At 62.0% G+C, this 19868-nt stretch carries 21 protein-coding genes and 1 tRNA gene; 13 read left to right on the top strand and 9 right to left on the bottom strand.

Going from position 1 to position 19868, the window contains the following annotated elements; genetic code table 11:
- Positions 1–42 precede the first annotated feature (42 nt).
- The 3 genes from COCCU_RS06885 to COCCU_RS06875 all read left to right on the top strand — a co-directional run bounded on the left by COCCU_RS06885 (position 43) and on the right by COCCU_RS06875 (position 1895).
- Positions 43–116: transfer RNA gene (locus COCCU_RS06885), tRNA-Pro, on the top strand.
- A 383-nt stretch (positions 117–499) separates the two neighbouring features.
- Positions 500–1318, top strand: coding sequence for a hypothetical protein (locus COCCU_RS06880; protein ID WP_156230825.1), 819 nt, complete (start codon positions 500–502; stop codon positions 1316–1318).
- A 244-nt stretch (positions 1319–1562) separates the two neighbouring features.
- Positions 1563–1895: a hypothetical protein gene (locus tag COCCU_RS06875; protein ID WP_156230824.1), complete on the top strand. Its 333-nt coding sequence runs from the start codon at positions 1563–1565 to the stop codon at positions 1893–1895.
- A gap of 74 nt (positions 1896–1969) precedes the next feature.
- Here the strand turns inward: COCCU_RS06875 and COCCU_RS14670 are convergent, their stop codons facing one another.
- A complete protein-coding gene (locus tag COCCU_RS14670; protein ID WP_231598751.1) occupies positions 1970–2314 on the bottom strand; it encodes a hypothetical protein in 345 nt (114 codons plus the stop codon).
- 73 nt (positions 2315–2387) lie between these two features.
- On the opposite strand from COCCU_RS14670, the gene COCCU_RS14665 reads away from it, so the two are divergent.
- Positions 2388–2759, top strand: a complete 372-nt coding sequence (locus COCCU_RS14665; protein ID WP_231598900.1) for an HNH endonuclease signature motif containing protein — start codon at positions 2388–2390, stop codon at positions 2757–2759.
- A 74-nt stretch (positions 2760–2833) separates the two neighbouring features.
- Here the strand turns inward: COCCU_RS14665 and COCCU_RS06860 are convergent, their stop codons facing one another.
- Together COCCU_RS06860 and COCCU_RS06855 are read right to left on the bottom strand one after the other, a co-directional pair.
- Positions 2834–3478 (bottom strand): MOSC domain-containing protein, encoded by a 645-nt coding sequence (locus COCCU_RS06860; protein WP_156230821.1) that lies wholly within the window; start codon positions 3476–3478, stop codon positions 2834–2836.
- A gap of 60 nt (positions 3479–3538) precedes the next feature.
- A complete protein-coding gene (locus COCCU_RS06855) occupies positions 3539–4495 on the bottom strand; it encodes an alpha/beta hydrolase family esterase (RefSeq protein ID WP_231598899.1) in 957 nt (318 codons plus the stop codon).
- 460 nt (positions 4496–4955) lie between these two features.
- On the opposite strand from COCCU_RS06855, the gene COCCU_RS06850 reads away from it, so the two are divergent.
- On the top strand, positions 4956–5813 hold the full coding sequence (locus tag COCCU_RS06850; RefSeq protein WP_156230820.1) for a hypothetical protein: 858 nt from the start codon (positions 4956–4958) through the stop codon (positions 5811–5813).
- Here COCCU_RS06850 and COCCU_RS06845 read toward each other — a convergent pair.
- On the bottom strand, positions 5810–7549 hold the full coding sequence (locus tag COCCU_RS06845) for an ABC transporter ATP-binding protein (protein ID WP_197088492.1): 1740 nt from the start codon (positions 7547–7549) through the stop codon (positions 5810–5812). The genes COCCU_RS06850 and COCCU_RS06845 overlap by 4 nt on opposite strands.
- A 50-nt stretch (positions 7550–7599) precedes the next feature.
- Positions 7600–9066 (bottom strand): ABC transporter transmembrane domain-containing protein, encoded by a 1467-nt coding sequence (locus COCCU_RS06840; RefSeq protein WP_156230818.1) that lies wholly within the window; start codon positions 9064–9066, stop codon positions 7600–7602.
- Positions 9067–9101: 35 nt separating this feature from the next.
- On the opposite strand from COCCU_RS06840, the gene COCCU_RS06835 reads away from it, so the two are divergent.
- The 4 genes from COCCU_RS06835 (at position 9102) to COCCU_RS06820 (ending at position 12395) form a co-directional block, all read left to right on the top strand.
- Positions 9102–9875 (top strand): class I SAM-dependent methyltransferase, encoded by a 774-nt coding sequence (locus COCCU_RS06835; RefSeq protein WP_156230817.1) that lies wholly within the window; start codon positions 9102–9104, stop codon positions 9873–9875.
- A 67-nt stretch (positions 9876–9942) separates the two neighbouring features.
- Positions 9943–10599, top strand: coding sequence for a vitamin K epoxide reductase family protein (locus COCCU_RS06830; protein WP_231598898.1), 657 nt, complete (start codon positions 9943–9945; stop codon positions 10597–10599).
- A 336-nt stretch (positions 10600–10935) separates the two neighbouring features.
- On the top strand, positions 10936–11664 hold the full coding sequence (locus tag COCCU_RS06825) for an AAA family ATPase (RefSeq protein ID WP_156232667.1): 729 nt from the start codon (positions 10936–10938) through the stop codon (positions 11662–11664).
- The gene (locus COCCU_RS06820) at positions 11661–12395 is read left to right on the top strand and encodes an AAA family ATPase (protein ID WP_156230816.1); all 735 of its coding nucleotides are present in this window, start codon (positions 11661–11663) and stop codon (positions 12393–12395) included. The genes COCCU_RS06825 and COCCU_RS06820 overlap by 4 nt, the downstream gene beginning before the upstream one ends.
- A gap of 64 nt (positions 12396–12459) precedes the next feature.
- Here COCCU_RS06820 and der read toward each other — a convergent pair whose 3' ends face one another.
- Genes der through COCCU_RS06805 form a run of 3 tightly spaced genes read right to left on the bottom strand, consistent with a single transcriptional unit; the run spans position 12460 to position 15757 of the window.
- The gene (gene der, locus COCCU_RS06815; RefSeq protein WP_156232665.1) at positions 12460–14034 is read right to left on the bottom strand and encodes a ribosome biogenesis GTPase Der; all 1575 of its coding nucleotides are present in this window, start codon (positions 14032–14034) and stop codon (positions 12460–12462) included.
- Positions 14035–14084: 50 nt separating this feature from the next.
- Positions 14085–14816: a (d)CMP kinase gene (gene cmk, locus COCCU_RS06810; protein WP_156230815.1), complete on the bottom strand. Its 732-nt coding sequence runs from the start codon at positions 14814–14816 to the stop codon at positions 14085–14087.
- Positions 14813–15757: a pseudouridine synthase gene (locus COCCU_RS06805; RefSeq protein ID WP_156230814.1), complete on the bottom strand. Its 945-nt coding sequence runs from the start codon at positions 15755–15757 to the stop codon at positions 14813–14815. The genes cmk and COCCU_RS06805 overlap by 4 nt, the downstream gene beginning before the upstream one ends.
- Positions 15758–16724: 967 nt before the next feature.
- On the opposite strand from COCCU_RS06805, the gene COCCU_RS14890 reads away from it, so the two are divergent.
- The 4 genes from COCCU_RS14890 to COCCU_RS06780 all read left to right on the top strand — a co-directional run bounded on the left by COCCU_RS14890 (position 16725) and on the right by COCCU_RS06780 (position 18627).
- Entirely contained in the window at positions 16725–16991 is a 267-nt protein-coding gene (locus COCCU_RS14890) for an aminoglycoside phosphotransferase family protein (protein WP_197088457.1), read from the top strand.
- 182 nt (positions 16992–17173) lie between these two features.
- Entirely contained in the window at positions 17174–17494 is a 321-nt protein-coding gene (locus COCCU_RS14885; RefSeq protein WP_331457800.1) for an aminoglycoside phosphotransferase family protein, read from the top strand.
- 330 nt (positions 17495–17824) lie between these two features.
- A complete protein-coding gene (locus COCCU_RS06785; RefSeq protein ID WP_156230810.1) occupies positions 17825–18388 on the top strand; it encodes a GNAT family N-acetyltransferase in 564 nt (187 codons plus the stop codon).
- An 86-nt stretch (positions 18389–18474) separates the two neighbouring features.
- Positions 18475–18627, top strand: a complete 153-nt coding sequence (locus tag COCCU_RS06780) for a hypothetical protein (protein ID WP_156230809.1) — start codon at positions 18475–18477, stop codon at positions 18625–18627.
- A 133-nt stretch (positions 18628–18760) separates the two neighbouring features.
- Here COCCU_RS06780 and COCCU_RS06775 read toward each other — a convergent pair whose 3' ends face one another.
- On the bottom strand, positions 18761–19639 hold the full coding sequence (locus COCCU_RS06775) for a ParA family protein (RefSeq protein WP_156232663.1): 879 nt from the start codon (positions 19637–19639) through the stop codon (positions 18761–18763).
- Positions 19640–19868: the final 229 nt, after the last annotated feature.

The raw sequence follows: 19868 nt of genomic DNA, 5'->3' as shown, positions 1-19868 counted from the left end.
AATGTTGTAACCTAATTCTCGTTGCACAGACAAGTGCTACGACGGACTGTGGCGCAGCTTGGTAGCGCACTACACTGGGGGTGTAGGGGTCGCAGGTTCAAATCCTGTCAGTCCGACAAATTAAAGCCAGAGAACATAAGTTCTCTGGCTTATTTTTGTTTTCTGCTTAAACTCGGTGAGGTGGGGGCGGGGAAGTTGTATCAGGTCCGGCGCATCCTGCCAAGCCCCTATTTCCCTTGGCCCCGATGTCTTTAGCCCCCGTCCACACTCAGCTACCGGGTTACCATGTCAGTAACTACCATCCCGGATGAGACCTCCCCCAGGATCGGACTGCCTCCGCACGCCTTCCAATTCCCGGCAGAACCAACACCTGCCTCGACGCTCCACCACAGCGGGCGCGGGGAACGGTTCTTTCACCAGAGAGTTTCCAACGGACCCTCTTCAACCCCTTATCAACGCTGCCTCCTCGCCGCCCCACACATATTTAAGGATCTCCCCTATGGCACTACCCCGCTTCCGCATCCTGATCCCCACAATCATCTCAACCCTCACCCTGGCGCTTCTTCCCGGCCTGGCCACCGAGGCCCAGGCAAATACCCTTGGGGCAGGTTTTCAGGCCTCCAATGGATTCGGTGGGGCTTATCACCTGAGCAACGACCACATCGACCCCTCCCGTCCGGTGGGACTGATCGTCCAGTTGCATGGCGATGGCGCAGGAGAATTCCAGAACTATTTCAGTGGAACCGGGAAACTGACCCGCATCCAAGCAGTGGCAGAGAAGCATAATATGGTGCTTCTGGCGGCCCGCACCCCCTCCTATGAGGAAGGCGATGCCACCTGGTGGCGGGGTAATGGGGTGGCTAAATCTGATTATCTGGCGGAACTCATCCATGCGGTCGGCTTTGGCGGGAACCCCATCGACCGTTCCCGTGTCTGGTTCAGCGGATATTCCGGTGGAGCAGAACAGCTGGGTTACTATTTCCTGCCCCGCCACCTGAACATGATCAAAGATGGTGGCGCCCTCCTTACCGGTGGTGGTGGAGGTCGAGCTGCGGCTAACGCCTCTCCCTACCTCCGCAACAATTTCCGAATCCAATGGCTGACCGGGTCAGCAGATGTCTCCAACGGATTCTGTGGTTATTGTGCCGCAGCTCAGGGGCAGGTTCACTACCTCACCCAGGGTTTCTGGCGCTCCAACACCAATGTCATGTGGGGCCTGAGCCACACTGACCTGCAGGGCCAGGAGGCAGCGGTACTCGACCAGATGATCAGCACTCCCGAATTCGTCGTCTCGGCTCCCATCCCAGGATTCAATTAAAAACTGTTGTTGATTCATTCCAGGGCCAGGGAAGTCGGTTTAATCCGCTCCCCTGGCCTTTCTTTATGCACCGCACTCCGAACAAGAATGCGTGTGGGACTTCTGAACGGGTGCCCCCACTGTTTCATGGCATGAGCTGGGACGATGTTATTGCGATACCCCCAGGGTGGTGGGCATGTCCGGGCCATGCCCCAGCTTCGATATCGAACACACATTCCATGCACGAGCCTGCCCAGGAACACCTATGCACACCACCCCACACCCCTACTACCGCCCCACCGACCCCGCCGCACACTGGACCACCCACCGCAACCGCCAGGACCTCACCTTCTGGACAAGTGTCACCCCAGACGACGACGCCGATATCGACACCACCACCTCCCACCTCGCCGCCCGCACCTCCTTGAGCACAACCACCACACTGACCTGGCTGTCGATTGTCCAACTCCTGCGCCACTACCCGGTGCTGGCTGCCCCCAACCACAACCTCGGCCTGCTCGACTACCCCAGGCTGCGCGCCATCGAACACGCCCTTGATCGCCGTGGACGACCCCGACATCATCACCGAGATCGATAAGCACCTCACCACCTTCCTCACCCCCACCCGGCCAGCGGAAGCCCCCCCGGGGCCGACAACCATCCGCCGGTTCCTTACGCCACCTCCTCACCGAACTCGACCCCCCGGCCGCCGAACACGACACCCACCCAAGAGCCCTGGGCATCCACTTCCGCACCACCGGCACCGGACACACCCAGATCCAGGCGGTGCTCGCCGCCGATGACGCCCTGGACATCCACACCATCCTCAAAACCACCGCCACCGCCGAGGACACCACCCTGCATGACGCCCTGCTGGGGCTGCTCCGCGGGACGATGCACAGCCCGAAGGTGGTGTACAACCTCTACGGACCAGACGGTGACACCCCGACCTATCTCGCAGGAGCCGGCTACCTCGATGACCGCCAGGCCCGACGCTGGGCCGAACGGATCACCCACACCCGCACCATGGACACCCCCCGCCCACACCACCACCCTGGCCTACCGACCCACCGAGGAAATCATCCGGGCCGTGAAAAGCAGGGACGGGACCTGTCGGGGACCGGAGGACTGCGGGATCGATGCCGAGGCCTGCGATGTCGATCATGTGCTCAACCACACCGACGGGGGTCCCACCACCCCCAGTAACCTGCAGTGTCTGTGTCGCAGGCATCATCTGAGGAAAACCCGTGGGGATCTGAACCTGGTGATGGATGCGCAGGGGGTGTGGAGCTGGACCTATCCGGATGGTGATGTCGTGGTCACCCACCCGCGGGGGCCCTTGTCTCGGCCGAGCAAACTGTTTGCGCAGTCGTTTATGCAGCGTCGTGCCCAACGGGTCAACAAACGCCGTACCGCCCCGACCCAGGAGGAGACAACCCGGGAGGAGGAACCACCCTTCTAAACCAGAGCGGATATGCTGAAGCACCAAATGGCTTGGCAGGAGCATACTTTTGCCCCGCCGGTCTTTAGCAACCCTTAAAGTCGCTTAAGCAATTCCTCGTGATGATGCCCTGGTAGACACTGAGCTTCCACCACCCGGCGGGCAGCTTCCTTATTGCCCATCTTCGCGCGAAAAGCCATGCCCATGGTGATCCCGTGTTCCGGGTTGTCCACAGCTGTCATGAGGTCCCCGGGGGAAATCCGTCCAGGTTCGATGACCCGAAAGTAGGTGCCGCATTGTTCCCGCTGGGTGAAGGTCTTCATCCAGCCCTGTTGTTCCAGCCAGGCACCGAAGGTACGGCAGGGCCGGCGTGCCACCGAGATTTCAAGAAGTGCGGTGCCAACCTGGAAGCGTTGGTTGATCAGCACTTCTGCGAGATTAAGACCGGTGGTGGTGAGGTTTTCACCGAAGCTTCCTGAGGGCAGCTCTCGGCCGAGTTCGGCTTGCCAGTGGTTCAGCTCCTCACGGGCGAATGCGTAGATCGCCTTATGCTCGCCACCGTGATGGAGGCTGTCTCCGATCACGTCGCCCCGGACTCCGGAGCCATCTCCGTAGTTGGGACCGGGTGCGAATACTTCGATTCCTGTTGTGGGGCGTTTGTCGATACCGCTGATCCGGTCGGCGCCACCGGGGTCGGGTTGGGGGTGGCCGATATTGGTGGAGAGCACGACTGCTGTCATGCTCCCAGAGTTTAGTCGCAGCCTTCCCGATGTGATGGGGGCTTCGATGAGCGTGGGTGTCTAGGCCTTGGCGATACCGAAGAAGCGGAGGATCTGTTCCGTGGCGTAGTCCTTGGGGACGTAGCCGTAGGTGTCTTCTTCTGCTCCGGGCCAGACGTGGCCGCCACCGCCGACGCGGATATGGGAGAGGGGGTGGCTGCAGATGGTCCAGTCCTGGCGGAGTGCCCAGGCGTTGATGCGGCTGGTGCTGATCGCACCCTCGCAGGAATTGCGGGTGGAGGCCGCTTCGAGCACATCCGGGACCGGGGCGTAGGTTGCCCCGTGGCGGGTGCCGCCGTAGTAGTCGACAACCGGGTCGGTGGTGCCGTGGATGTCGAGCAGTGCCAGGGGGGTGTCGGCGCAGTCCTTGAAGATGGTGGCGTAGTAGGCCGCCGATACGGAGGCCACTCCCGCGAACTCATCATTCATCCGGCAGCCGAGTAGCGCGGAGAAACCACCACCATTGGAGAAGCCAGTGGCGAAGATCCGGGAATCGTCCACAGAGTAGGTCGAACGCAGGGAGGCGAGGATATCCGTGACAAAACCGAGGTCCTCACCGTCCTTGACCTTGGCGTAGGGGGCGCCTTCCCAGGCATCGTCGATTCCCTGCGGGTATACGACGATGGCGCGGGAGTTGTCGAAATTGGAGTAGGAGTGGATCATCTTCGCGTTCTCACCCCAGCCGTGGAAGGCAAATATGACCGGCCAGCGCTCCCCTTCACGGTAAGCGGCCGGGACGGAGAGGATGAAATTTCGGTCCCGGTTGGAGGACTTCAGTTTTACCTCGGCGGAGTCCCCTGGCGCGGGGCCGGTGATCTGCGGTGCGTTTGAGGGCACCCGATCCGGGAGGGTGACTGTGGTGGGTGCCTCCACCTCTTCGATGTGGTCAGACTCGCTGCTTGCGCAAGCGACCAACATGCCACTGCCGAGGAGTAGGCAGGAGAACATTCCGGCCGCCTTCATCAACGCTGTCCGCATCGGGTCCTTTCATGGGTGTTTTCACTCTTTTCCCCCTGGGTGCCACCACAACATCATGGCGCCGCCTTCATCAACCGCAGAATACTCCCTTGAACAGGGAAAATATACTTACCTGGAGTCAGGTTCGCCGCAGGGTGACCGGCATTCCTCAGAGTGAGGGTATTTTAGCCTCCGAAGATCCCCACAGATTCCGTGACCTTCCGACATGTGGGTCACCCACAGGCATGATTTCGGTCACTCAGGCACCTATGCCCCGCTACCTGGGCTGGGAAATGACTTTTCCCCAGTCACCCCTTCCCACCTGCCCCAACGTCATCAATTCTAGCCCCACACGCACCTTTCCAATCCAGGCATCAGTTCCCAGGGGTTTTGTCCAGACCTCTGAAATAGGGGTGGTCCGCGGGCGTGGGGAATGCTTGACTCTTCTCGCACACCTCTTCACCCAAAAGGAATGATCATCATGTTTGTGCGGAAGATCGGCGTTTTCTCCCTGGCTGTGGCCACCGCCGTCTCCACAATGTCCATCGCCACCGTCTCACCTCAAGAGGAGGAAAACATACCTCCGAGCATGGTGGCGGAGCTCGATCCCCCTGTTCTGGATGACCCCGCCTTCGCGCTGCGGGTCTCAGACACTTTCACCTCTTCGGATGGACAGAGCGGCCAATATCACCTGATCAACGATCATGTCGACCCACTCGAGCCGGCCGGTATGATCGTTCAGCTCCATGGCGACGGGGCAGCTGAATTTGGGAACTTCACCCAGGGTGTGGAGGGTAAATTAAGCCGGGTGCAGGCGGTGGCCAGAGAGCAGAATATGGTGCTCTTGGCGGCCCGCACCCCTTCCCATGATGAGGGGGACCCCACCTGGTGGCGTGGGGGTGGTCTGGCCAAGTCCAACTATCTGGCGGAGCTGATCAACGCCGTGGGCTATGGCGGCAACAACATCGACCGTTCCCAGGTCTGGTTCACCGGCTACTCCGGTGGGGCGGAGCAGCTGAGCTACCATTTCCTCGCCCAGCACCTGGATCTGGTTGATGGGGGCGGTGCCCTGCTCGTCGGGGGTGGAGGCAACGGCGTCGTCTCCAACGCTTCCTCTCATCTACCCGAGAACTTCCGGCTCCATTGGCTGACCGGTTCAGAGGATGTCACCGGGGAGTTCTGCGGTTATTGTGCCGCGGAGCGGGGCCAGCTCCACTATCTCAACCAGGGTTTCGCCGGGACCAGCATCGAAATCCTTCCCGGCTATGACCACTATGAGCTGCAGCTGGTTGAGGCGGATTACCTGAGCTACCTGATCAGCCAGAGCCGAACCGTCTAACGGCCGATGGACCAGGCAGCCCAGAGCCGTTCATAGCGGCCACCCAGCTCCAGCAGCTCCGCGTGGGTGCCGGACTCCACGATCTCTCCCGCCTCCATCACGAGTACCTGATCGGCACGGGAAGCCTGGTCCAGGCGGTGTGCCACCACCAGGGCAGCGCGGCCCTGGGCAACCTCATCGGCGGCGGCCTCCAGCTCACCGGCACCAGCGGAACCGGCTTCGGCGGTGGCCTCATCCATCACCACCACTTTCGGATCCAGCAGGAGGATGCGGGCCAGGGCCAGTTGTTGGGCCGCGATGGGGTCGAGCACCACGCCACGGGCACCGACCTCGGTGTCCAGCCCTTCGGGAAGATCCTTGACCCAGCTGGCCTGCACCTGCTTCAGGGCCTGCTCAATCTCTGCATCGCTGGCATCAGGTTTGGCCAGGGTGAGGTCCTCGCGCAAGGTGCCGGAGAAGACGTGCACCTCCTGGGAGACCATGGCCAGGCGTGCCACACGATCCGCATCAGAGAGCTCTGAGACCTCTACCCCATCAATGGTCACCGATCCCTCATCGGGGATTCGGAGGCCTGCCAGAAGGGCCGCGACAGTGGTTTTACCGGCACCGGAGGCGCCGACCAGGGCGATGGTCTGACCGGGTTCCATCTGGAGGTTCACATTGCGTACCGCCCAGCCACCGCCGTAGCTGAAGCTGACATTGTCCATGCGGACCTGGCCGGCTCGGGCCGGGGCCCCGGAATCCGGGATCGGCTGCGGGGGATCCACCACCACACCGATGATGCGGGAGAGGGAGGCATAACCGGACTGGATGGTGTCGATCACCCGCATCATGCCCATCACCGGGCCACGCACGCGGATCAGCATCAGGGCTGCCGCCGTGACTGCACCGACACTCAAAGAACCCTGGTTGACCAACATGGCGCCGATGAAGAGCGCGGAGGCGAGCATGAGGAATTCACCGAAGGTGACCCACATCTGCAGCACCAGCATGGTCAGGCGGGCGCGCAGACCATTTTCCACCACCGCGGAGGAGGAGGCATTGACCCGGCGGTGCATCTGCGGTTCCATCTGGAAGGCGCGCACAGTCTCGCGACCACGGATGGCCTCGAGCACGCGGCGGGCACGTTCAGCCATGGAGGCACGCTCAGCGGCATAACGCTGTGGTGCCCGGTTGAGGTACTGGCGGGCGGCGAAGAAATACACCGGGCCCACCAGAACGGGGATGAGCAGGAACTGCCAGTCCAGGGTGAAAAGCGCGATGATGGTGGCGATGATGGAAAACACCGAGCTGGACAGGGCCGGGACGGTTTCGGTGACCGCGGAGGAAAGTTCCGCGACATCATCGGTGGAGCGGCTGACCAGGTCGCCACTGCCGGCATCCTCCACCTGATGCACCGGCAGACCCAGGGCGGTGCCCACCATTTCCTCACGCAGATTGGCGATCACCCGCTCGCTCAGGCGCGCCAGCAGATAGAAACCGGCGGCACCGAGAACAGCTGAGGTGGCAGCCACCGCCACCAGACTCAGCCCCAGGCTCCAGATACTGCGGTCATTATTACCGGCCACCAGGTCAACGATCTGGCCGAGGAAACGCGGAATGCTGACATTGGCGGCCGCACCCAGGGCCAACAGCAGGATCGCCAGGAAAAACTGGCGGCCAGCACCCGGGATGGAGCGGATATGTCGCCAGAGTTCGCGGCGGGTCTGAGGCCAGGAGGCAATGGGGAAACGCAGGTGCGCATCCGTCGCTTCTGGCACGGCTGTGTTAGAAGGAGACTGCTTTCTCATAGCGTGACCTCCACGGAATCAGCGACCGCTATCCAGGCGGGCGCATTGGTGAACACCAGGGTGCGGGTGTCTTCCCTGCCCCGGCGATGATCAGCGACCCGCTGGGCGATGGTCTGCTCGGTGACGGAGTCCACCGCGGTGGTCGGGTCCTGGAGAATCAGCACCTCCGGATCGGCGGCAATCGCCCGTGCCAGGGCCACACGCTGACGTTGCCCTCCGGAAAGGTTACGGCCGGACTCCCCCACTTCACGGTCCACACCACCGGGGATGTCATCGCAGGAGGCGATGAACAACGCCCGGTCGGCAAGCTCCGGGTCGGGGTGGACATTGACCCGCACCGACCCTTCAAAGAGGTCCGCGGCGTGCGGGGCGACAACCGCGCGGTGGCGCGGCAGCAGTTCCAACTCCTCCGGCATGGTGCCGCGGATGACGGTGACCCCTACCGGCAGGACCTTGATCGCGGCGTCGCTAAGCGAGCTGGCATGCGCCGGTTCCGCATTGAGTACCTCGGAGATGCGCTGTGCGGAAGCAGCGGCCGAGGCCCAGCGAGAGGCGAGGTTCTTACCCAGCATGGTCATCGGGTGGATGATGAACTGGGTCAGGCCGATCGCGGTGATCAGCTCCCCGATGCTCAGCTCCCCGTTCAGGGCCATGAACCCGGCGACCACGGCGATGGCGATGACATAGATCGCGCCCACCGATTCGGTGGTGGCGTTCAGTCGTGCCTCGGCGGCATTGGCGTTGATGGTCTTCTCATAGGCGGCATCGGAGACCGTGGCGTAGCGGCCCTTGACGGTGCCGACCGCACCCAGGCCCTTGAGGATGCGCAACCCCTGCACCACATCCGTGGCGGTGGAGGCGGCGCGGGCCAGGGCACGCTGGCGGGCGCCGGAACGCTTGCGCAGCGGGGTGGCGGCCTTCAGCGCGATCCACACCACCAGCGGGCCACCCACCAGCACGGCGATGCCCAGGGGGATGGAGATGGTCAGCATCATCACGCCGACATAGAGGACGGCGACGATCTCCGCCACCGGGAAGACCGTCATCATCACCGCGTCCGCCACCCGCTGGGTATCGGAACTGGCGATGGAGAGCAGGCCGCCGGCGGTGCGTTTCTGCCCCGCCATGCCACGGGGATCCTGGATACGGTCGGTGACCGACATCCGCAGATCATGGCCCACCAGCAGCGTGGAGCGCATCAGCAGGTAGCGGGACACCCAACCACAGGAGGCGTTGATGGCGAAAAGCAGGGCGAGCAACCCGATCCACAGCCAGACCAGATCCAGATTATCGATTGCCCGGCCGATGAGCACCGGGGTGGTGGCATTACAGACGAAGACCGCCGCCATCAGGATCGCGGAGATGATGGTCCAGGGCCGCTGGGAGAATACCGTCTTGATCAACCATCTGGGATCATCTGGCTGAGGGAGTTTGGAGACCGGTCGACCGGAGCCTAGTTGCATGATTGCTGATTCTAGCCAGGATATCCTTAGAAGCGATGACCACCTACGCTCCCCGTTCCAACCGGGACCTTCCCCACTTCCCCGATGAGGCCGAGAAAATCCGTGCCGCCCGGGCCTTCGACAGCGGTGCCGAGATCTATGACACCGTCCGCCCCGGCTACCCGCATGAGGTGCTTGATCTCCTATCTGCTTATCCCCGGATCGCCGATATCGGGGCCGGCACCGGAAAACTCACCGCCGCCCTGGCTGCGGCCGGGCATGAGATGTACGCCCTGGACCCCAGCCCTGACATGGCTCGGGTGCTGCGCGAACGGGTCAAGGTCCCGGTCTGGCGGGCCACGGCCGAGGCCACCGCGCTTGATGACGCCGCGGTCGATGCCCTGGCCTGCGCCCAGACCTGGCACTGGGTGGACCAAAAAGCCGCCAGCGCCGAATTTGATCGGGTGGTCCGTCCCGATGGTGCGGTCCTGCTGGTGTGGAATAGCCTGGATGTCTCCCACCCCTGGGTGCTGCGCCTGACGCGCATCATGCACGCCGGTGACATCCACAAGGAGGGTTTCATCCCGGAGGTCTCCACCCCCTGGACGGTGGCCCAGACCCTGCGCACCACCTGGACGCAGTACCTGACCCCGGAGCAGCTCTACCTGCTGACCCAGACCCGTTCCTACTGGTTGAAATCCGATGAGAAGATCCGCCAGCGGGTGACCGAGAATCTACGCTGGTACCTCTATGAACGCCTGGAGTTCCAGCCCGGGCAGCTGCTGGCCATCCCCTACCGCTGCGATGCTTTTCTGCTTCGGCGGGGATGATGCTGAGCCCCCTGCTGCCCCATGTGGTGATGGGGCTCCGAGATCCTGAGTCGCGGGGACTACCATCATGACTATCCCTGACCATATTTCCGCGAAGGATCCCATGACCACCACGAAGACCCGCAGACTACGCCAACCGATGCAGGACCGCCCCTATGGGATCCTCATGGTCATCCTCGGTGTGATCGGCCTGATCATGTCCACGGTGCTGCTGATGGAGAAATTCATCATGGCGGAGGACCCCACCCACATCCCCTCCTGCACCTTCAACTCCGTGCTGGCCTGCGGTTCCATCCTGAACTCCGCCCAGGCCGCCGTCTTCTACATTCCCAACCCGGTGCTCGGTATCTTCGGTTTCGCCTGCGTCATCGTGGTCGGCATGGCGGTGCTCGCCGGGGCGCGTTTCGCCGCCTGGTTCTGGGCCTGCTTCCTGGCCGGCACCACCCTGGCAATGATCTTCATTCACTGGCTCGCATTCGAAAGCCTCTGGTCCATCAACGCCCTCTGCCCCTGGTGCATGGTGGTCTGGGCGGTGACCATCCCGATCTTCTGGTTCTCCCTGCTGCACATCATCGCCCCGGAGGATCCGGCGGAAGCCCACAGCGGTGCCGAGAAGTTCTGGGTCTTCTGCGTCAAGTACCGGGAGCTCATTCTCGTGGTCTGGTACCTGCTCTTCTTCATCTTCATCTGGGCGCGTTTCGGCAACGCCCTCTTCGGCCTCTAGGCCTTTTCCGGCAGGTTGATAAGCGTGGCAGTTCATGCCACGCTTTTTTCGTTATTGTGCACTTCCTGGACAACTCCCCGGCCGTCCTCATCCACTGGTTCATCCTGGGTACCCTGGTCGGGTATGTGGCCGGGTTTTATTCTCTCGCTCTGTCTCAATGTCGCAGCCTGGCTCTATGCCATCTACTCCGTGGCGGTCATGCCCGAGGACGACCCCCGGCTTCAGGGACACACCTCCGTGAACTATCGTTCTGCAAGATCTCCCTCTGGGGCATCGATTTCTGGAAGAAACCACGAAAAGACGCTTATCGACGCGCGTCTGACTAGGATGCTGGGCGTGTTCCTTGCCGCCGCGCGTCTCGACGTCCCGCCCGATGCCCTGGGCTCCTATCTGTCCGGGTTGCCGGTGGTCAGTGCCTTGGCGAAGGCCCCGCTGCGTTTCGAGAAAGCCATCACGGTGGTCACCGGTGAAAATGGTGCCGGCAAGTCCACCCTGATCGAGTCCCTGGCGGCCGGCATGAGACTGAACCCTGAGGGAGGTTCCCGCCACGCCAACTTCGCCAGCCTGGACGAGAAGGAATCCCTTTCACCCCTGTACCGTTGGCTGACGCTGAGCAGGCCCCGTAATCCCCGGGATGCCTTCTTCCTGCGTGGGGAATCCTTCTATAATCTCGCGGGTTACTACGCCGGGCTGGAACCGGTTCCAAAAGGCCCCCGGATGGATGATCTGCTGGAGATGAGTCACGGGCAGTCCCTGATGGCATTGATTGAACGGCGTTTCCACAGTGAGGGTCTTTTCCTCCTGGATGAGCCGGAGGCCGGGTTGTCGATGCTGCGTCAGCTGGAGCTGATGGGCAGACTCCACCACCTGGCGGCCCAAGGATCCCAGATCATCCTGGCCACCCACTCCCCGATCCTCATGGCGATTCCCGGTGCCCAGCTCCTGGAAATCACTGAGGAAGGGATCAGCTACCCGAAGTTTGAGGAGACCCAGGCGGTGCAGGCTGCCCGGGAGTTCATCGGGGATCCGGAGGGCACCGTCGCCTTCCTGACGGAGGAAGCATGAGCGCCCCTCGGGGATTCTTCATCCACGGCTACCACGACTGGAATACCCCGGCATCAGGGTGGGTGGGGGAAGTCCCTGCCTTCCGGGCGTTGCGACGCTTAGGCCATCTTGATCTGGCGTGCCCGATCACCCTGATCGCGGGAGAAAACGGGGTGGGAAAGTCCACCCTGTTGGAGGGTATCGCCGTCAGCTGCGGTTTCAATGATGGTGGTGGTCCCTTCGGGGCGGAGGCGCGCAGCCGGAATAATCCGCTGCGCGATATTGCCGGTGTCACCCGGGGTGGCCGGGCGATGGAGGGTTATTTCCTGCGGGCGGAGTCCCACTTCAATGTGGCCACCGAGTTCGGGGAGCACGGGCCCGGGGTGAGCAATCTGCACCGCATGTCCCATGGGGAGTCCGTGCTGCAGGTGGTGCAGGAGTCCTTCCACAGCGGTGGGCTCTACCTGCTGGATGAGCCGGAGTCCGGGCTCTCGATGATCCGCCAGATGACCTTGCTGGCGGAGTTGCACCACCTGGCGCAGTCCGGTGCCCAGATCATCATGGCCACCCATTCCCCGGTGCTGCTAGCCCTTCCTGGGGCCCGGATCTGGGAGTTCAGTGCTGAGGGTGGGGTCCGGCGGGATATCGGGCTGAGGGAGACAACCGCATTTCGGGCGTTGCAGGATTTCCTGGCGGATCCCGAAGGGATCGCTGAATTCATGGTTGAGGTCACGGCCGGGGATGCAGAATAGAAAGAACCCGCCACACCTCCCTGATTCTTGACAGGAGACACGGCGGGTTTCATTCAGCGCTTAATTACTTGCGCTGGCGGCGTTCGCGGACACGCACGGCAATCTTGACCGGCGAACCCTCGAAACCGAATTCCTCACGGAACTTGCGCTCCAGGTAGCGGCGGTAACCGGCATCCAGGAAACCGGTGGTGAAGAGCACGATCACCGGGGGGCGGGAGGAGGCCTGGGTGGCGAAGAGCACCTTCGGCAGACGGCCGGCCTGCATGGGCGGCGGGTTCTGGGCAATGGTGGCACGCAACCAGTTGTTGAGTTGGCCGGTGGAGACACGCTTGTCCCAGCTCTCCAGGGCAGCCAGCATGGCCGGCTCGAGGCGCTGGAGGGCGCGCCCGGTCTTGGCGGAGATGTTGACGCGGCTCACCCAGGGGATGTGCGCCAGCTGCTGGTCGAACTCGCGGTCGAGGTCATCGCGACGATCCTCGTTCATCAGGTCCCACTTGTTGAAGGCGAGCACCAGGGCCTTGCCGGATTCCAGGATCATGGCGAGCACGCGCTGATCCTGCTCCGAGACCGGCTCTGAGGCGTCGATCAGCATGATGCAGACCTCGGCGGCGTCGATGGCACTGCGGGTACGCAGGGAGGCGTAGTACTCGTGGCCGGAGGCAGTCTTGACCTTCTTGCGCAGCCCGGCGGTGTCGACGAACTTCCACATCTTCTGGTCCAGCTGGACCATGGAGTCCACCGGATCGACGGTGGTGCCGGCAACATGGTCCACCACGGAGCGTTCCTCACCGGCGAACTTGTTCAGCAGGGAGGACTTGCCCACATTGGGCTTGCCGACGAGCGCGACACGACGCGGGCCCTCGGTGATCGAGGTGTTGCGGGGTTCCTCGGGGAACTTCTCCAGGATCTCATCGAGAACATCGGCGCCGCCGCGGCCGTGCTGGGCGGAAACCGGCCAGGGGTCACCGAGACCGAGGGCGTAGAACTCGGTCATGTCGGCGAGCTGGGCATCGGAGTCGAACTTATTGGCCACCAGGATCACCGGGATGTCGGCACGCTGGAGCTTGCGCGCCATGACCTCATCAGTTTCGGTGATGCCGACCTTGGTGTCCACGACGAAGACGATGACATCAGCGGTGGACATGGCCACCTCAGCCTGGCGGGCGATGGCACCGTGGATACCCTTGACATTCGGGTCCCAGCCACCGGTGTCCTGCACCCAGAAGCGTTGACCACCCCAGTCGGAGAGGTAGGAGACACGGTCACGGGTTACACCGGGGAAGTCCTCCACCACAGCTTCGCGGCGGCCGATGAAGCGGTTGACCAGGGAGGACTTGCCCACGTTGGGGCGGCCGACGATGGCGACGGTGCACAGTGCCTCCTCGACCACGTCGGGACGTTGCACGCCGAAGGCGCGCTCAACCTCTTCCCAGTCCTGGTCACTGAAGTCATCGCCGTAGTCGGCTTCGCCGAACTCTTCTTCCTTGAAGTCGGCCTCACCGGTTTCCTCGAAATCGAAGTTGAAGTCCTCCTCCTCGAAATCGGAGCTGGCGTAGCCACCGCCCGGGGCGAGTTCCTCTTCGTCCCGGAAGACTCCCTCGGCATTCATCTCGCCATCAGGGGTGTGGTAGACGAACATGGTCTCCGGCTCTTCAGCCTGACCGTTGTTCTTGGTGTTCTCGCTCACGACTATTTTCCTTCCTTTTCAGCAGCAAATTTCTGTGCTGAAACCCGAACCAGTTCAACGAGCTGGTCGAGGACTTCTTCAATGCCCAGTTCTGAGGTGTCGATGATGACGGCATCCTCGGCGGGGCGCAGCGGGGAGGTCTTGCGGGAGGAGTCGAACTCATCCCGACGGATGACATCGGCCAGCACAGCGTCGAAATCGACTGTGCGGCCAGCGGCGGCGTCCTGGTCGAAGCGTCGCTGGGCGCGCACCTCCGGGGAGGCCATCAGGTATGCCTTGACGGGGGCGTCGACAAGCACGGTGGTGCCGATGTCACGACCCTCGACGATGGCACGGTGTGCCTGGGCCGCCAGTTCACGCTGCAGGTTGACCATGTTGACCCGGACCTCCGGAATAGCGGAGACCGCGGAGACATGGAGGGTGACCTCGGGGCCGCGGATCTCGGTGGAGACATCCTCGCCTGCCAGGAGCACCTCGGTGGAGTCGGGGTCATCATTGACGGCCAGGGGAAGGTCCCGGGTGACCTCAATGACCGCGGCGGTGTCGCCCGGATCCACTGCGGCACGCAGGACCGCGAGGGTGGCCACGCGGTACATGGCGCCGGTATCGACGTAGCGGGCATTCAGGCGCTTTGCCAGTGCGCGGCAGGTGGTGGACTTGCCGGTGCCGGAGGGTCCGTCGACGGCCAGGATCAGACCCTGTTCGGGCTGGTTGCTCAGCTGAGCCTGGCTCACATTCCCACCGCCTTGTAGAGACTGGAGAGTTCGGAGGTGTTCAGGGAACGCATGGAACCGGGCTTCTGCTCACCCAGCTGCAGGGTGTGCAGCTTGGTGCGCACCAGGTACTGCACGGGGTAGCCCATTTCCTTGAGCATGCGGCGCACGATGTGCTTGCGACCCTCATGCAGCTCCACACGGATCAGGGACTTGCCGTTGTGGGTGTCGATGATCTGGGCGAAGTCCGCCTTGGCGGGACCGTCCTCCAGCTCGATGCCATCACGCAGGGCGTTGATCAGGGCGCGGTCGGCCTCACCGAGCACGGTGGCCAGGTAGGTCTTGGTGATTTTGTAGCGGGGGTGCATCAGGCGGTTGGCAAGCTCGCCGTCATTGGTCAGCAGCAGAAGCCCTTCAGTGTCGGCGTCGAGACGGCCGACGTGGAAGAGACGCTGGCCGGAGAAGGTCTTCTCCGAGAGCAGGTCGCCGACACACGGGCGGCCGAGCTCATCATCCATGGTGGACTGCATGCCACGCGGCTTGTTGAGGATGAAGTACTCGAGTTCCTCATTGACCTTGATGCGGACACCGTCCACACGGATGACATCCACGTTGGGATTGACACGCATGCCCTGGATGGTGACGATCTTGTCGTTGACCTCGACACGACCGGCATCAATGAGAATCTCAGCGTGACGACGCGAGGCGACACCAGCCTGGGCCAGCACCTTCTGCAGGCGCGTGCCCTCGCCCTGGCCTTCGCCGGACTGGCGACGCTGGGAGATGTTGACGTTCTGACGCTTGGCAGGCTTGGCGTGGGAGACGATGTCTTCGCGGGGCTTGCGCGGCGGGGTGGGTTGACCGGAGTTCGGGTTACTACGACGGCCATTGGCGGCACCGCGGGCGTTGCCGCGGAAGCCCTTCTTGTCCGGTGTGCCGTCTCGGCGAGCGGGTGGGGTCACGAGATGTGTCCTAACTTGAGTATGAAATTGAAACTACTGCCGCCAGCCTACTCCACCACCACCCCCAGATGGAATTTCCGGTACCCGGCAATACTCACCGGGCCACTGTTAGCAGGGAGCTGATCGGGGTGAATGTGCTGGCCAAGGCTTCGATGATAATGACGGCATCCAGGAGAGTGCCCTCGTCAAGCCGATGTCCCAGCAACTGCACCCCGGCAGGTACCGACATTGCGAGAGACCGAGAACCGGGATGGCGATCATGGAGGCCTATGCATTCATGAGTCGGCACATCCCCTCCACACTGGCGATAGCTCGTGGCCAGCAGATACCTCGTTTGCCTCCCCCGGCAGTCCCCTATTCTTTGCCGCACTCGATGAGGAAATAGCGCTCCTTGTCCTAGAGGAGGAGCGGATGAAGGTCAGTCCTGAGCTCATGCAGATGAGGTCGGCACCGGTGGGCCGGGAGGCCCCGAACTGGGGGATTTCCTGGATCGGGCACCCCACCAGGCGCTGCGGCAGAGAGGACTTTCTCCTTGTCACCCGCGTTGAGCGGTTACGATACCCAACTACCGCACCAGTGGGCAGCCCCCCCTTTGCAACAGCACCCTCTAGGGTGGGCCTATGCTGCTTAATTTTTTCTCCCGCCGCGATCCCAAGCCAGAACCCCTACCTGTCCTTTTGCCGGATCCGCTAGGGACAGAGGTTGACGGACTTTTGGCAGATGACCACTTTGTCCCCGCAGTAAAACTCGTTCGGGAACGCACCGAGCTTGGACTCGTGGTTGCCACGCGAGCGGTCCGCCACCGTCAGGATGCGTCTTGACGTGTGACCTATGGATTCGTTTGGGCTCTTCCATGCCTGTCCGGCCGCATTTTTCGCAGTTGGTGAAATAATGCGCCTTCGGTAACCACAGGCCTGACCCACGGGTGGTGGACAGTCCTCCTACACCGAAACCATCCCTTGCCGAGGTGAACAAAATCATTGTTCGACTCGGCCTGCAACCTCAGGGTGAAATCTTCTCCACCAAGTCATCCCTGCCCTGTCACGTCCTCTTCAATGGGCAGCCGGCCTTTCTGAAAGTGACCAATGAGATAGAAGAACTCACCGGTGCTCATGCACTGGAGAAAGGGGAGGGAAAAGGAGCGGAAATGCGGTGGTGCTGGAACGTGTCGGCCGCACGCTACGCGCATCAACGACGAAGGATGCCACAGCAACGCGGGTGGTATGCACTGTAGCTGACACACTCCATGCCCAAAGTCTCGGAGGAACCGAGGATTTTCCAACTTTACAACGCTGGTTCTCCTCTTTATTTTCTGACACCACACCCAGGTTCAACCAGGTCAGAGAGATCGCTGATTAACTTCTTCATCGACCCACCCCGCAGATTCTCCTCCATGGCGATCTCCATCATGAGAATGTGCTTGCCAGTCCAGATCGGGGCTGGTTGGCCATTGACCCCAAAGGCATCGTAGGTCCCCGGGAATTCGATTATTGCAATATTTTCACCAATGGCACTCTCGAGCAGGCGCACCAGAATTTTGACTCCCGTCTGTACATTGTCTCCACAACGGCACATATTGATCCTGTGGATCTCCTGGGTTGGATCGCAGCGTGGTCAGCATTGTCCGGCCTCTGGCATCTCGAGGACGGTGAGGACATGCTGGCCCAGTTTTCGCATTCGATCACCGCTCTGGCACTCCACAGACTTGATATGCGCATCAGAGCAGGTTCAGGTTAAGAAACCTTCCACGGGAAAATTTCACAGAAATAGATGAGACGCCCTGTCTATCCGGGGATCAACGAACCGGTCATGCTGCCGCAGAACCTCACACAGAACATCTCCCCGACCTGCCCGGTCGTATTATCAGCATCACCCACAATCCGCCAACTGAAGTTCCGGAAAAACCACCAGGGAAAGCTACGTGTCCCAGTTCAGCGGAATCTCACCCCTGAGAAAATACCCCTCTGACCATCCAAAATTCTGATGAACATCGATGAGATCAATCCGGCGTGAAGATTTTTGTGAATTAAGCTACATTTCCACCTCAGATGGTACTAACATCTGATCATGGCTAACGTAACGAGAACTGACCGACTGATCCTGCTGCCCCTCTCCGCGGATCACGAGGAAGAAGCATATAAGGTTTACAGCGATGACCGCGTCTGGGGACACCGTCCACAGGCCCGTCATGAAACGGTGCGCGAGACCCAGAAGATCATCCAGCGCACCCGGCACAGCTGGGAAGTCAAGGACCTTGGCCCGTGGGGTGTCTACCTGCGGGATCGGCCCTCCGAGTTCGTCGGTGTCGGTGGCCTGGAACTGGTAGAAGACAAGGTCTGGGACTTGAAGTACCGTCTGCGCCCCGAGAAGTGGGGTGCCGGTTATGCCACCGAAATCTCGGAGGCGGCCCTGAAGGCAGTCAAGCGCACCGATCCCGACACCCCCATCACCGCCCGCGTGACCACCAACCACCCCGCATCCTTCCGGGTGCTGGAGAAGCTGGGCCTGCACCCTGTGTGGGAGGGGCGCCGCGTAGGTACCGAGGACAATCCCGCGGAACCGGACGTGCGGATCTACGCCGACCGCGAACTTCCCCAGGACATCCTCGAGATGCTGATCAACCGAGCCTAATCCCCCATGACCCCCGGGGCGGCAGTCTTCCCTGCCGCCCCGGTTTCCCTATTTACCCACAGGTACCGAAAGCGAGGTGAAAAATCATGCCCGGTTCCCTGACCACTTTCCTCTACAACCTGGCCACCTGGGCGGTGCTCGGCGTCTTCGGCGGAATCGTCACCGGCCAGATCCTGGACCCCACCTACCTGGCATTGCTCTCCAGCGCCTGGGCGGACATGTCCAGCTCCCCCTACTAACCACTACCCCGGCAGGGTAATCAACTCCCCTGCCAGCTGACCGAAGGCAGCGGGTGAAAGTCCCCGCCCCCTCCGGCGGCACAGCCGCACACCCTCGGTTCTGTATTGCAGCGCCACCTTGAAGTCCGGCCGCCTAAACCTCTTCCGAGGTGCGCTCCAGTACCTCCAGGGCAAGATCACGGTATTGTTCGGCCCCCTGGGATTTGGGCGCCCAGGTGATGATCGGCTCCCCGGCCACCGAGGTTTCCGGGAATCTGACGGTGCGGGTGATCACGGTATCGAAGACACGCTCCCCGAACACCTCGATCACCCGGGACATCACTTCCCTGGCATGGGAGGTTCGCCGATCAAACATCGTGACCAGGATGCCGATGACCTCCAGGTCAAAGTTGAGGCGGTCACGCACCTTCTCCACGGTGTCAGTCAACAGTGCCAGGCCGCGCAGGGCGAAGAACTCGCACTCCATCGGGATAATCACGCCATGCGCACAGGCCAGGGCGTTCACGGTGAGCAGGCCGAGTGAGGGTTGACAGTCCAGGATAATGAAGTCATATTCCTTCATCACGGGGCGCAATGCGCGGGCGAGGGCCTGTTCGCGGCCGACCTCGTTGACCAGTTGGATCTCAGCGGCCGAGAGGTCGATATTGGCCGGCACCAGATCCAGCCCCGGGACGGCGGTCTCCTGGATGGCCTCGCGGATGTCTGCGTCGCGGTCCACCAGGAGGTTGTAGACGGTCACATCGATCTCGTTGTGTGGAATATCCAGGCCGGCAGAAAGTGCACCCTGGGGATCCAGATCAACCAGGAGAACCTTACGGCCGATCTCAGCGAGGCAGGCGCCCAAGTTGATGGTTGAGGTGGTTTTTCCCACCCCACCCTTCTGGTTGGCCATCGCGATGATCCTGGCCGGTCCATGCTTGGCCAGCGGCTCGGGGATGGGCAACTCCCGCACCGGCCGGCCCGTCAGACCCAGCCCGGACCCCGGAGTGCCGGAAATTCCCGAATCGCTCACAGTCAAACCTTCTTCCTTGACTCCTTGGGAGATCGGCGCCTTACGCCCTTACCATTGCCAAGATTACATGTCTCTTCCGAAGCATTCGGTCATTGACGGCCCCTCGCCTACTCTGTTCTCAATTTTAACCCCTACATCCTGCCCACAGACTTGACTAAGGCTATTTCCTAGACACCTCCCGGATGGCCTCGCCTCCGCACAGTCCAGCCGGGCCGGTCGCCTCGCACTT

The organism is Corynebacterium occultum (genome assembly GCF_009734425.1).
GTDB lineage: Bacteria > Actinomycetota > Actinomycetes > Mycobacteriales > Mycobacteriaceae > Corynebacterium > Corynebacterium occultum.
The sequence above is the reverse complement of the archived record's forward strand: the minus strand, read 5'-3'. Positions and strand labels throughout refer to the sequence as shown.

Coding starts and splice junctions, on each gene's coding strand:
- COCCU_RS06880 (WP_156230825.1), top strand. CDS start 500: ATGGCACTACCCCGCTTCCGCATCCTGATCCCCACAATCATCTCAACC.
- COCCU_RS06875 (WP_156230824.1), top strand. CDS start 1,563: ATGCACACCACCCCACACCCCTACTACCGCCCCACCGACCCCGCCGCA.
- COCCU_RS06860 (WP_156230821.1), bottom strand. CDS start 3,478: ATGACAGCAGTCGTGCTCTCCACCAATATCGGCCACCCCCAACCCGAC.
- COCCU_RS06855 (WP_231598899.1), bottom strand. CDS start 4,495: ATGCGGACAGCGTTGATGAAGGCGGCCGGAATGTTCTCCTGCCTACTC.
- COCCU_RS06850 (WP_156230820.1), top strand. CDS start 4,956: ATGTTTGTGCGGAAGATCGGCGTTTTCTCCCTGGCTGTGGCCACCGCC.
- COCCU_RS06840 (WP_156230818.1), bottom strand. CDS start 9,066: ATGCAACTAGGCTCCGGTCGACCGGTCTCCAAACTCCCTCAGCCAGAT.
- COCCU_RS06835 (WP_156230817.1), top strand. CDS start 9,102: ATGACCACCTACGCTCCCCGTTCCAACCGGGACCTTCCCCACTTCCCC.
- COCCU_RS06830 (WP_231598898.1), top strand. CDS start 9,943: ATGACTATCCCTGACCATATTTCCGCGAAGGATCCCATGACCACCACG.
- COCCU_RS06820 (WP_156230816.1), top strand. CDS start 11,661: ATGAGCGCCCCTCGGGGATTCTTCATCCACGGCTACCACGACTGGAAT.
- der (WP_156232665.1), bottom strand. CDS start 14,034: ATGTTCGTCTACCACACCCCTGATGGCGAGATGAATGCCGAGGGAGTC.
- COCCU_RS06785 (WP_156230810.1), top strand. CDS start 17,825: ATGGCTAACGTAACGAGAACTGACCGACTGATCCTGCTGCCCCTCTCC.
- COCCU_RS06780 (WP_156230809.1), top strand. CDS start 18,475: ATGCCCGGTTCCCTGACCACTTTCCTCTACAACCTGGCCACCTGGGCG.